Annotated in this window: 9 protein-coding genes and 1 tRNA gene; 5 read left to right on the top strand and 5 right to left on the bottom strand. The window is 58.4% G+C overall.

Annotated features, from left to right (window positions below):
* Nucleotides 1-102: 102 nt before the first annotated feature.
* Entirely contained in the window at nt 103-1,164 is a 1,062-nt protein-coding gene (locus MTP38_RS11045; protein WP_249233581.1) for an SseB family protein, read from the top strand.
* Between the two features lie 101 nt (nt 1,165-1,265).
* Nucleotides 1,266-3,080 carry a molecular chaperone DnaK gene (dnaK, locus tag MTP38_RS11050; RefSeq protein ID WP_249233582.1) on the top strand — a complete coding sequence of 605 codons (1,815 nt, stop codon included), beginning with the start codon at nt 1,266-1,268 and terminating at the stop codon, nt 3,078-3,080.
* A 91-nt stretch (nt 3,081-3,171) separates the two neighbouring features.
* Here the strand turns inward: dnaK and MTP38_RS11055 are convergent, their stop codons facing one another.
* The 4 genes from MTP38_RS11055 to MTP38_RS11070 all read right to left on the bottom strand — a co-directional run bounded on the left by MTP38_RS11055 (nt 3,172) and on the right by MTP38_RS11070 (nt 7,407).
* A complete protein-coding gene (locus MTP38_RS11055; RefSeq protein WP_249233583.1) occupies nt 3,172-3,771 on the bottom strand; it encodes a transcriptional regulator, IclR family protein in 600 nt (199 codons plus the stop codon).
* Nucleotides 3,772-3,926: 155 nt separating this feature from the next.
* A complete protein-coding gene (gene ftsH, locus MTP38_RS11060) occupies nt 3,927-5,762 on the bottom strand; it encodes an ATP-dependent zinc metalloprotease FtsH (protein ID WP_249233584.1) in 1,836 nt (611 codons plus the stop codon).
* Nucleotides 5,763-6,065: 303 nt separating this feature from the next.
* The gene (locus tag MTP38_RS11065) at nt 6,066-7,016 is read right to left on the bottom strand and encodes an FKBP-type peptidylprolyl isomerase (RefSeq protein WP_249233585.1); all 951 of its coding nucleotides are present in this window, start codon (nt 7,014-7,016) and stop codon (nt 6,066-6,068) included.
* Nucleotides 7,017-7,032: 16 nt separating this feature from the next.
* Complete coding sequence (locus tag MTP38_RS11070; protein WP_249233586.1) at nt 7,033-7,407, bottom strand: DUF3592 domain-containing protein; 375 nt, start codon at nt 7,405-7,407, stop codon at nt 7,033-7,035.
* 234 nt (nt 7,408-7,641) lie between these two features.
* On the opposite strand from MTP38_RS11070, the gene MTP38_RS11075 reads away from it, so the two are divergent.
* Nucleotides 7,642-7,728: transfer RNA gene (locus MTP38_RS11075), tRNA-Leu, on the top strand.
* A gap of 169 nt (nt 7,729-7,897) precedes the next feature.
* Entirely contained in the window at nt 7,898-8,149 is a 252-nt protein-coding gene (locus tag MTP38_RS11080; protein WP_249233587.1) for a DUF6061 family protein, read from the top strand.
* Between the two features lie 64 nt (nt 8,150-8,213).
* Here MTP38_RS11080 and MTP38_RS11085 read toward each other — a convergent pair whose 3' ends face one another.
* Complete coding sequence (locus MTP38_RS11085; protein WP_249233588.1) at nt 8,214-8,897, bottom strand: Crp/Fnr family transcriptional regulator; 684 nt, start codon at nt 8,895-8,897, stop codon at nt 8,214-8,216.
* A gap of 163 nt (nt 8,898-9,060) precedes the next feature.
* Between MTP38_RS11085 and MTP38_RS11090 the strand changes: the two genes are divergently transcribed.
* On the top strand, nt 9,061-12,933 hold the full coding sequence (locus MTP38_RS11090) for an acyl-CoA dehydratase activase (protein WP_249233589.1): 3,873 nt from the start codon (nt 9,061-9,063) through the stop codon (nt 12,931-12,933).
* The last annotated feature ends 7 nt before the right edge of the window (nt 12,934-12,940 follow it).

Genomic DNA, 12,940 nt, shown 5'->3' on the forward strand with positions numbered 1-12,940 from the left:
ATTATAGCGCATTCCAAACCAGAATGCCATGTTTCCGATTGAGAAAAACGGAAAATCCTGCTATACTGGAAAGGAATCTCAAACGAAAGAATGGTGGATGCTATGGCAAAGGATGGAGCAGCACGGCTGCGGCTGCGCCCGGTGGGCGCGGCAGACCGCAAAAAGCTGCCGGAGTATGGGCCGCTGGGCACAGGCTGCCCCGCCGTGGAGCGGGCAGTGGCTGCGCTTTATAAGGGCCAGAACGAGGAGAGCTTCTGGGCGCTGATGAACGCCATCAACTATGCCCTCGAGCTGGACACCCGGGTGCTGGTGCCGCTGGAAGCCTCGTCCGACCAGCCGGACGGCGCGGCCCCGTGGGCCGAGCACCCCGTCCCGGCGGAAAAGGCCAAGGACCTGCCGTTCTGGACCCTGCACACCCAGAAGGGCCGGTGCTATCTGCCCCTCTTCACCTCGGTGCGGGCGGCGGAGGCCGACAAGGGCACCGCCAGCCGCCCTATGGCCGAAATGCTTCTGTCTGCCGCCATGCAGTCGGCGCTGGACTCCGACCACATCGACGGCGTAGTCATCGACCCATGGACAAGCTCGGCCACGCTGGACTGTTCGCTCCTCAACGGCCTGCTCCATGCCGGCCACGACACCAGCGAGCCGGGCGAAGAGGAGCTGCGGGCCGGGAACCGGGCCATGGCCGAGGGCCGCTGGGACGACGCGATGCACTTCTATCAGCTCTCCGCCGAGGAGGGCTGCGCCGAGGGTCTCGCCATGATGGGCGAGCTGCTCTACGAGGGCAAAGGCTGCCGCAAAAGCCCCGCGCAGGCCCGGAAGTTCTGGAAAAAAGCCGCCGATGCCGGAGACGTAGCCGCATGGGTGGCGCTGGGCGACGACGCCATGGTACAGGGCAAGGGCGTGGGCGCAGCCCTGCGGGCCTACCGCAAGGCCCAGAAGCTCTGCGCCTCCACCCCCGACATCGCCTATATGCCGCAGGTCTGCCTCCGGGTGGCCCAGTATGAGACGCAGTATATCTCCCGCAAGCAGGCGCTGGCCCAGCTGGCCGAGGCAAAACAGGGCTTCCTCATCCGCCAAAAGGAGGGCGACGAGACAGCCCGGAGCTGGCTGGATGAGACCGAGCGCGTCATTCGCCAGCTGCTCGAGAACGAGTCGGGCTGAAACACAAAATCTTTACAAATGCTCCAAGGAATCGTCATACGGAACCGATATGATACCTATGAGAAAATATGCGCGTCGCAAAAGCAGAGAGGACGACCAGAATGAGCAAAGTGATCGGTATTGACCTTGGCACCACCAACAGCTGCGTAGCCGTGGTGGAGGGCGGCAAGCCCGTCGTTATCACCAACGCAGAGGGCGAACGCACCACCCCCAGTGTGGTGGCGTTTACCAAGGACGGCGAGCGGCTGGTGGGCGGCGCGGCCAAGCGCCAGCTCGCCGCCAACTCCGGACGGACGGTGTCCAGCATCAAGCGGCATATGGGCAGCGACTACCGCGTCCACATCGACGGCAAGGACCTGACCCCGCAGGAGATCAGCGCCATGATCCTGACCAAGATCCGCCGCGACGCCGAAAGCTATCTGGGCGAGCCGGTGACGGAGGCCGTCATCACTGTCCCGGCCTACTTCGACGACAGCCAGCGCAAGGCCACGCAGGACGCGGGCCGCATCGCGGGCCTGAACGTCCTGCGCATCATCAACGAGCCGACCGCCGCAGCCGTGGCCTACGGCCTCGACAACGAAGCACCCCAGAAGATCCTGGTCTACGACCTCGGCGGCGGTACCTTCGATGTCTCCATCATCGAGATCGAGGACGGCACCTTCACGGTGCTGGCTACCGGCGGCGATACCCGTCTGGGCGGCGACGACTTCGACCAGCGCATCGTGGAGTATGCGGTGGCCGAGTTCAAGAAATCTGACCGCATCGACCTCTCCCGCGACCCCGCCGCCATGGGCCGCCTGAAGGAAGAGGCCGAAAAGGCCAAGAAGGAGCTGTCCAGCGCCCTCTCGGCCCAGCTCAATCTCCCCTTCATCGCGGTGGGCAAGGACGGCCCCCACCACCTCGACCTGACCCTCTCCCGCCCCCAGTTCGAAATGATGACCGGCGACCTGCTGGCCCGGACCGTGGCCCCTGTGCAGAACGCACTGCGGGACGCCGGCATCTCGGCCTCCCAGCTGGGCAAGGTGCTTCTGGTGGGCGGCAGCACCCGGATGCCTGCCGTCGAGCGTCAGGTAAAAGAACTGCTGGGCTGTGAGCCGAGCCACAGCCTCAACCCCGACGAGTGCGTGGCGATGGGTGCCGCCGTACAGGGCGGCCTGTTGCAGGGCGGCGGCAAGCTGGCCGGTGCCACCGGTGCAGCGGCGCAGGGCCTCGTGCTGATGGATGTCACCCCTCTGACCCTCTCCATCGAGACGCTGGGCGGCGTTGCCACCCCCCTCATCACCCGCAACAGCATGATCCCCACCCGCAAGAGCCAGCTCTTCACCACGGCCCGCCCCATGCAGACCAGCGTGGAGATCAACGTCCTGCAGGGCGAGCGGCATTTTGCCCGGGACAACAAGAGCCTCGGCAAGTTCAAGCTGAACGGCATCCGGGCCAGCTTCTCGTCCAAGCCTCAGATCGAAGTCACCTTTGACATCGACGTCAACGGCGTGGTCAAGGTATCAGCCAAGGATCTCGGCACGGGCCGGGAGCAGAACATCACCATCACCGGCAGCACCAACCTCTCGGAGAATGAGATCCAGCGCGCCATGGCGGACGCCGCCGCCTACGAGGCCGAGGACAGCCGCCGCAAGGAGCGTCTCGATCTCCACAATCAGGCCGAAGTGCTGGCCTATAAGGTAGACGAAGCCCTTTCGAAGTGCAAGAAGGAGCTGGACAAGGAGGAGAAGAACCGCATCAAAGCCGATGTGGCGAACCTCCGCCGCTGCCTGCGGAAGGACAAGCCCGAGAAGATGAACGAGACGGAGGAAGCGAACCTCCGTCAGGCCAAGAGCCAGCTGGAGGCCAGCGCAAACCATTTGATGCTCCTCTATGCCTCGGAGCAGGGCGGGAGCGGCCCGGACGATACCATCTGAACACACAAGAAGGCCCGCTGCGATGAATGCAGCGGGCCTTCTTGCTGTTCGTATCAGTGGAAAAGAGGAGAGAAAACGGTTCGTTTGCGGCTCAGCGACCGACGATGAGGTCGCGGCGGCTGCGGAAGCCCACGGTGAGGCGGGCGCTGCTGCCGAGGTGGCGCAGGGTCACTTTGGTGCCGGACTTCTGGCCCTCGCACAGGAGGGTCAGGTTCAGGGTGGTGGAGGTCTTGCCGGTCTTGAACACCAGCGTGCTCACGCCCTGATCCAGCAGGGCCTGCATATCGAGGATGGTGGCCCGGAAGGTAGCGTTGTCATCCGGAGCGTCCAGCGTCAGCACCTGGCCTTCCTGACGGGCGGTATAAAGCACCTGCTTGCCCAGCAGACCCTTGACGGTGTAACGGGCCTCGTGCTTTTCCTCCGCTGCGTCGGAGATCATCATGACGTTGCCCTGAATGGGATTCTCCACCGGGGAGGCGTAGCCGCCGTAGTTGGGGTCTACCTCCCCCACCGGAACGTCAGAGTGGAGGGCGATGTCGCCCTGCGTCATGACGCTCTCGGCCTGCGGGGGCAGATAGCCCTCGACGACCGTGTCATCGGCAGCGAAAGCGCCCACGCTCATTGCAGCGGTCATGGTCAGCAGAGCGGCCGCAGCAGCGGCACGGCGTGCAGTGTTCTTGTTCAGTCTCATATGTCGTATCCTCCTGTAGGGGGATGACCTCTCCGTCAGCGCTGACGGAGGGGTCTTCCCAAATTACTATCTTATTTGCGACACGGCGCATCAGAAAACCGCCGTATCTGTAATGAATACGGATACGGCGGTCAGATTATTGCAGCGCTTTCCTTTTATTTTTCATCTGAGGCTTTTTCTTCGAGGATGGCCATAAATTCGTCGCCGGTGATGGTCTCCTTCTCGTAGAGGTACTTTGCCAGCTCGTCAAGCTTGGCCCGGTTGTCGGTCAGGATCCGGATGGCCTTTTCGTGCTGGGTCTTCACCAGCTCCACGACCCGCTGGTCGATCTCCCTCTGGGTCTGGACCGAGCAGGCCAGCGAGGTGTCGCCGCCCAGATACTGGTTGTTCACCGTCTCAAGGGCTACCATGTCGAACTCCTTGCTCATGCCGTAGCGGGTGAGCATGGCGCGGGCCAGCTTGGTGGCCTGCTCGATGTCGTTGGATGCACCGGTCGTGACCGACTGGAAGGCCACCTCCTCGGCGGCACGACCGCCGGTGAGGGTGGCGATCTTATTTTCCAGCTCTTCCTTGGTCATGAGGTAGTGGTTGCCCTCTTCGACCTGCATGGTATAACCCAGCGCACCCGAGGTGCGGGGGATGATGGTGATCTTCTGGACGGGAGCGGAGTGGCTCTGGAGCGCCGCCACCAGCGCATGGCCGACCTCATGGTAGGCCACGATGCACTTTTCCTTGTCGGTGAGGATGGAGTTCTTCTTCTGGTAGCCTGCGATGACCACCTCGATGCTCTCCTCAAGGTCAGCCTGCGTCACGCTCTTGCGGCCCGAGCGGACGGCCCGCAGAGCGGCTTCGTTGACGATGTTGGCCAGCTCTGCGCCGGAAGCGCCGGAGGCCATCCGGGCCACGGTGTTGAAGTCGATGCCGGGGGCAAGCGCCACCTTCTTGGCATGGACCTTCAGGATCTCCTCGCGGCCCTTGAGGTCGGGCAGCTCGACCGGCACACGGCGGTCGAAGCGGCCGGGACGGGTCAGGGCGGGGTCGAGGGAGTCCGGGCGGTTGGTGGCCGCGAGGATGATGACGCCAGTGTTGCCCTCAAAGCCGTCCATCTCGGTGAGCAGCTGGTTCAGGGTCTGCTCCCGCTCATCGTTGCCGCCCAGCTGGCCGCTGTTGCGCTTCTGGCCGATGGCGTCGATCTCATCGATAAAGACGATGCAGGGAGCCTTTTCCTTCGCCTGCTTGAACAGGTCGCGCACTTTGGAGGCACCCATGCCCACGAACATCTCCACAAACTCCGAGCCGGAGATCGAGAAGAAGGGCACATTGGACTCACCGGCCACGGCTTTTGCCAGCATGGTCTTGCCGGTGCCCGGAGGGCCGACGAGGAGGATGCCCTTGGGCATGGAAGCGCCGATCTCCTCGTATTTCTTAGGGTCGTGCAGATAATCAACGATCTCCTGCAGATTCTCTTTGGCCTCGTCCTCGCCGGCCACATCCGCGAAGCGGATGCCGTGGGTGGACTGGACATAGACCTTAGCGTTGGACTTGCCCACGCCGCCGAACATCATCGAGTTCGCGCCGCCGGCCTTCTCCATCAGCTTCCGGTTCATAACATTGCCCAGCCAGACGAAGAGGACGATGGGCAGCACGAAGCTCAGCAGAAAGCTCATCAGCGGCGAGGCCTGCTCGACGATCTCGCTGGAAAACTGTGCGCCTGCGTCGTAGAGGCGCTGGGTCAGGTCAGGGTCGTTCATGAGGCCCGTCTTGTAGACCTGCGTTTCGTCTTTATCGGTAAAAAGGATCTGGTTGGATTCCACATCCACCCGGCCGATGTCCTTCTCCTCGGTCATGGACATGAAGGTGCCGTAGTCCACTTCCTTGATCTGCCGTTCGTTCATCCACGGCACGAGCACGAAGTTGAGCAGCATCAGCACCAGCAGCACGATGGCGTAATAGATGGCCAGCGGCTTTTTTGGGGTCTTGACTTCTTTCATGGGGTTCCCTCCTCGCCCTCTCCGTCTGCTTTGCAGCCACCTCTCCCACGGGGAGAGGCACTGGCGTGCCGGGCAGGCTGAAGCGGGACGACCAAAGCTTATGATCTCGGAAACGGCAGTGCCCTGCAGTTCCCTGTGAGTTTGATAGTAGCATACCACGACGCTATTTAAGAAACCAGCGTTTCGAGGGTAACTTTGCAAAAACTTCGCAGATTCTTAACAAAGAAGCCCGCCGGATGCATTTTCCATCCGGCAGGCTTCCCCTGTCTTTTATTACCCTGCGGTTTTCCCGGAGGATGAGATTCAGCTTTCGGCCTTCAGCACCGTCGGCTCAGCGGGCGGCGGCGTGAGAGTGGAGTGGGCCAGCACGAAGGCAGCGGCCCGGCTGGACGCGATGCGCTGCGCGGCGCGGCGGCGGTCGTTTGAGGGGAAGGTGTGCTCCCCGTCCCGCTTGTCGTCCCAGTGGGCCAGTTCTTCCTCCACCTCGGCCTCCGTGGGCCAGAGCTGCTCTCGCTGCGCCACCAGCAGCAGGCCCATCCGGCTGCGCAGCTTGCGCTCCGCCTCGGTGTGGAGCCATGCGCGGAACTCCTCCACGGTCTGGCCCTGTACCTTCAGATACTGGTCGAAGTTGATGCCGTTGGCCTGCATCCGCAGGTTGAACTGACGCTGTTCGGCAAAGTAGTTGCCCGCCACGAGCTGCTTGGGCAGCGGGCCTGTGACCTGTGTGCCCAGCTGGGCGATGAGGGCCTGTTCGGCCACGGCGCGGGCCTGCTGGCAGCGCTGGGCGTAGATTTCCTGCGTCACTCTGGCCCGGAGTTCTCGCCTGCCCTCGGCGTCGGCGGCACGGTCCTCGTCGCCGTGATTCCGGTTGATCTCCAACTCGATGGTCAGTTCCCGGATGGGCCGGGGCTGGATGGGCTGGACAAAGCCGGTGTATCCCCCCAGCTCCAGCGGCGGCAGACAGAAGAACTGCGCCCCCACCCGGAATCCCTCGGTCCGGTTCACCGCCAGAAGCTCAAAATCCGGGTCTGTGACAGGCTGCAAGCCATGCTCTTCCATCAGCTGAGCAAACAAGGGCGAAAATCCCTCCAGGATCGCCCGGTTCACCGCCGCCGTCAGCAGGTCATCTTCGTCCTGCGCAGCCCCCGGGGCGGCTCTCACGGCCTGCACGGCTTCTTCCAGCTCTGCCGCCGTCGCGGAAAAGACCACCCGGCAGTCGCCCGGCTCTGCCATTCCAAAATGTTCGAGTTTCATCTTTCTTTTCCCCCTCTCAGTGGACGATGCCGGCCATCAGCACCAGCAGCACGATGCCCAGCACGATGTACAGCACTTCCGCGCCCAGAACGGACTTATCGCCCTCGACGTACATCTCGGCGGGGTCGTCCGGGTCATAATAAAGGGTGACGACCGCGCCCTGCGCCAGCTCTCTGCCCTTTGCGGGCTTGGGATAATGGAGATGGTGGATGCCGCCTGCGGTGGAAAATTCCAGCAGATAGGCTTCACCGTCCCGGCTCTGCACCGTGCCCGCCACTGCGGCCTCTACTTTTTCGCCCCGGGTCATGAGCCTGCGCCGACGCGACCAGCTCCGCCACGCCATATAGAACATGATGCCTGCGCCGATGAGAAAGATAATGATATTGAACATCTGTAGTTTCCCTCTTCCGTAAATAGTCCCGCCGGGCCGCCTGCCCCGCAGGGGGTGATATTTATTGTACCATATCCCGCCAGATTTTTCGCCCCATTCGGCCTATACGGAATGCAACAATTTTCGCTCGAAAATTTGTAGCATGATTTTTGAAAAAAGTGCTTGACTTTCTCTGCATTCGTGGTATAATAATTATCGTTCCGAGCCGAATGGCCACGAACAAAGACAGAATATGCGGATATGGCGGAATTGGCAGACGCGTTAGATTCAGGTTCTAATCGGGGCAACTCGGTGGAGGTTCAAGTCCTCTTATCCGCACCACATCAACAAAATCCGAACTTTTTTTCCAATAGGCGAAGGGTTCGGATTTTTTGTATTCTTCGGAAAACAAAATGAATCTCTTGCTTCCATCGAAAAACGTCCCAGACCTTATCATAAGAAAGCACGACAGACCACTGTAAGAGTGCCGTAAGGCGGAAAGGACACAAACATGAAGTACGATGAAAGAGCCTGCAAGTTCAACATGGATACCGGCTGCGTGGAGCTGCTGCTCCGGGATGTGAGAATGATCTCCATTGACTGTACCGGGGTCGAGGATGCACTGGATGTGACCATGGCGCAGAGGTCGGAGTTGGATTATCTTATCTACAATGACCCGCTGTGCTATGCGGATTTGATTCTGAACGGCGACCCGAAGGAATATTTGAAGAATGTGTCCGGTAGTCGTACACTAGAAGATTAAAAAGTAATTGTCTGTCGAACAAAAATATTCGGCAGACAATTTTTTCATAGATTTAGAAGTGCTGTCAGTTCCAACCATACAAAAACGTTGGGTTCAACAGGTGAATCTTTGCACCGGAAAAATCAAGGATCCTCTCATCGCGCATCCGGCACAGCTCACGGGAAAGAGCACTGCGGTCCACACAGAGGAAATCTGCCAGTTCTGTCCGGGTGTAGGGCAGACTGTAACAGCCTTTTTCATCGGGTGTCAAGGTTTGAAGATAAATCTTCAGACGATCTCGAAGCCGTTTTTGTGCTAAAATACGCACTTTGGTGTTAAAAAAGAGAAGCTGCTGCGCCATATCCTGCATAAGATTTGCTGTGACTTGCATCCGGCAGGGACAGGTCAGCGTCTTCTGTGACATCAATGCGCTGAAATCCAGCAGCATTACGGTACAGTCCGAACTGGCACGCAGACAGACCGGACTTGCCGTCCAGCCAGTACAGGCCAGTTCTGCACCAAATACTTCTCCGGGACAAAAACGGCAGACGCTGATTTGATTGCCATTTTCATCATACAAAAATTCTTCCATCGTGCCATCCAGCAGAACACCCGTATTGTGGCTCTGCTCACCCAGCTCGACGATGTGCGCACCACGAGGATATTCACGGACAGTCGCATTCAAGCAACTAAGGACTTCCCTATATTTTCGTGGCTGGATGCCGTTGAACATGCCGCATTGCTGTAAAATTGAATAATATTGCTCCATCTTAAAATTTACTTTGCCGTTGCCATAACAACGGACACTCCGAGGTAGTTGTGTTAAGCTCTTGGTTAGAGACGTCTAATTAAAAGGCATCATTATTATACGGTATAAAGTTTGAAATGTCAAACCCTATAACGTTCAGGGTTGATATCGAAGGAGTGACACAATGCTTTCGTTGGGAATAGATATCGGTACATCAACGGTCAAGTTGGTGCTGTTGAAAAATCAAGAAATTGAAAAGCAGTGGATGGCGGTGCATCACGGCAACCCTTTTGTCTGCCTGAAAAAAGGTCTTTCCACGTTGGAGCTGGCGATGGATACTCCGTTTTCACTCTGTGTGACCGGAAGCAACACGGAGGCTCTGCTGGAGCAAGATTCAGCCATTCCCTCTTTAGGCGATATCCCAGCTATCGTCGAGGGTGTGCGCTGGATCATTCCGCAGGTGGGTTCGGTCATTGAAATTGGCAGTCAGGGCGCGCGATTCATCACGGACTTGCAGAGCCGCGCACCTCAGTTTTCAGTCAACGAACACTGCGCGGGCGGTACAGGTTCGTTCTTTGAAGACCAAATGTCTCGCGTGGGCTGCAGGCTGGGAGATTACTCTTCGCTGGTAGAGCAGGCACAGAGTGTTCCGCGCCTTTCCGGTCGGTGTGCGGTCTTTGCCAAAACAGATATCATCCACCGCCAGCAGGAAGGCGTTTCCACGCCGGATATCCTGTTGGGGTTGTGTTATGCCATGATTCGGAACTATAAGGTGACCATCGTGCGGCGGCTGCCGATCTGTAAACCTGTGGTATTCTGCGGTGGTGTTACCTGCAATGCAGGCGTGATCCGAGCCATCCGGGATATATTCGGGTTGAGTGAGAAAGAACTCATCGTTCCGGAGTTTGCCCGATATGAAGCGGCTCTTGGTGCTGCACTCAAAGCATCCGGCTCGTTCACGTTACGTCAACTGAATGATTCTCTGGACCGTACACTAACAACACACCACATGGTCGGAACATTGCCCAAACTGGAACTGCGCTCCGGCACGAGCCTTGCGGAGCCAAACGCTACCAAGATCATTCCAGAAAGTGGCTGCGCATTGGGCATCGACATCGGTTCTACCAGTACCGATCTTGTTCTGGTCGGTGCAGACGGTGAACTGGTAGACTTTCAATATCTGCGCACCGCAGGTGACCCGGAAGGAGCTGTCCGCAAAGGCCTTGCAAGTATTCGTCAGCGGTTTGGTGATATCCGATTCACCGCAGTCGGTGTGACCGGTTCAGGACGAGAGCGCATCGGCAAACGCATCGGAGCAGATGCTGTCCGGGATGAGATCACTGCGCAAGCCAAGGGAGCTGCTCATTGGGTGCCGGAAGTCGATACCGTGTTTGAAATCGGCGGACAGGATAGCAAATACATCAGCATCCAGAACGGTGAAGTTGTGGATTTTCAGATGAACAAGATCTGCGCTGCCGGTACCGGTTCTTTTGTGGAAGAACAAGCTGCCCGTATGGGCATCCCACTGGCGGAGTTTGGTCCATTAGCCTTATCCTCTGAACATCCGGCATCCTTGGGAGAACGGTGCACGGTGTTTATCGAAACGGCCATTGCGTCCGCTTCCGCTGAAGGTATTTCACGGGCGGATATTGCCGCAGGCCTTTGTCACTCCATCGTACAGAACTATCTGCATAAAGTTGTTGGTTCTAAACCTGTGGGGCAGCACATCGTTTTGCAGGGCGGTGTCGATTACAACCCCGGCATTGTGGCGGCATTCCAATCCGCATACGGCGACCGCGTACAGGTCAGCCCGGTCTTTTCCATCAGTGGTGCGTATGGCGCGGCTTTGCTGGCACATGAAGCTGTGGGCGACGCACCCAGCCGATTTGTGGGATTTGACAGCCCGGCAAAGGACGCAGAGGACAGCCGCAGTGCGGAGATCCAGAAGAATATTGACTTCTACAAGCAGGCAGACAAACTGCTTTTGGAGGGTTACACTGGCAAACGTGACCCACGTAAAAAGACCGTAGGTGTGCCTTTTGCGTTGATGATCCACAAATTCTTCCCGATGGCAAATGCCTTCTTTACCTCGTTGGGCTTCAATGTCGTCCTGACTGACCCCACCAGTGAGGAAACAATCCGGCTGGCTCAGCAGACCGCACAAGGGGAGACCTGCTACCCGGTCAAACTTATTTACGGCCATATGCAGCAGCTCATCGACCAAAAAGTAGACTACATCTTCTTGCCCACCATCCACACGATGAAGCACGAAAAGAGCCGTGTGAAACACAACTACGGCTGCGTCTATATGCAGACGGCAGCCGCATCCATTGCCAAAGCTCTGGACATTGAGAGCAAGGGCATCACTCTGCTCAGCCCGGTATTCGATCTCGATTTTGGGCAGGAAGCTATGGCATCTGCAATGCTGGGACTGAGCAAGATTTTAGGAATCCCGAAACCGTTTTGTGCCAAAGCTCTGCTCAGTGGTGCCATGGCGGTGCGCCGCCATACCGCCGCCGTGGAAAAACAGGGCAAAGCTCTGCTGGCGACCCTGAGACCGAACGATAAAGTGTTGGTGCTCATCACCCGCAACTACGGCGTTTCCGACCCCATCCTGAACATGGGCATCCCGGAACTGCTGTTGGAGCGGGGCTACAAGGTCATTACGCTGAGCCACCTGCCCGGTCATGCGCTGGACATCTCCGATGAATACGATAATCTTTATTATCCGTTCGGGCAGCATATCCTGTCCGGAGCAAAGCTGATCGCTCACCACCCGAACCTCTACGCTGTCTACCTGACGAACCACGGCTGCGGCCCGGACACCATGCTCTCACACCTGTTCAAGCAGGAGATGGGCGATAAACCCTACCTGCAAATCGAAGTGGATGAGCATTTTTCCAATGTGGGTGTCATCACTCGCATTGAAGCGTTCCTGAACAGCTTGCAACACCGCCCGGCGGTGGCTCTGCCGACAGATTTCAACATCGAGCAGGTCGATATTCACCCCTGTCGTCTGGCACAGACACCATTCCCCAATGTGCCACTCTATCTTCCGGCGATGGGTGCTTATACGCCCTATCTGGCCGCATATTTCAAACAGCAAGGGGCAGACCCCTACGAGCTGCCGCACCTGACGGACGATATTCTGAGCCTTGGCCGAGCGGAGACGAGTGCAAAAGAATACCTGCCTTTCCCGGCACTGCTGGGCAGCATCCTTGCTGAGCGTAAAAACGACCACGCACATGCGCAGTTCCTAATTCCACAGACGCAGGGTGCGGAGGCAGACGGTCAGTACGCCCGTGTCATCCGTGCTGTGTTGGACCGCAGAAAAGAGCAGAATGCTCAACTTATCAGCCCAATGCTGGAAACACTGCCCGAAATGGCGCAGAACTGTGACGCACTCTTCCGCGCACTGTTGGCGGGAGATATCCTCTATGCTACTCCGGCAGATAAACGTGCAGACATTTCGGCACAGTGGGATGCTCTGCCCGGCTGGGAGCAGCTGCACACAGCGGCGAGAGAGATCGGCGCACTTCTCACCAAAGGCCGCCGCATTGCCGCTGTTGGTACGCCGCTCTGCCTGACAGAACTGGACAGCGGCGTACTTGCCGCGCTGGAAGCCGAAGGCGAACAGGTGCTTCGCGCCCCACTCAGCGAGGCACTCTGGTTTCTGTGGAAAGACAATTTGGATGAAAACAAACCATCGGCTGGTTGGCTTGACCAGATGCAGAGGCAGATGCAGACCCTTGGTAATGAACTTGGAGCGCACAGTGCCTTTGCGGAAGACGCTGAAACACTGTTCCTCATTGCGGACTCTGCCTTGCCGAATTTTTCAGGCGGGAACGGTCGATATCGGTACGCCAAGGCCGTGGAGCTTTCTAGCCGTACCAATGCAGTGCTGACCCTTGCACCCCGGTATGAAAATACCGCTATGATTCTGGATATGCGCGGCCTGCACGATGCCTGCAGTGCCCCACTGTTCCAGCTTTCCCTTGATAACGACTGGGATGAAACTGCATGGAGCCGCCTGCGTTCGTTCCTCTACTACTGCTGAATCTGGC

This window comes from Faecalibacterium sp. I3-3-89 (assembly GCF_023347275.1).
Taxonomy (GTDB): Bacteria; Bacillota; Clostridia; order Oscillospirales; family Ruminococcaceae; genus Faecalibacterium; species Faecalibacterium butyricigenerans.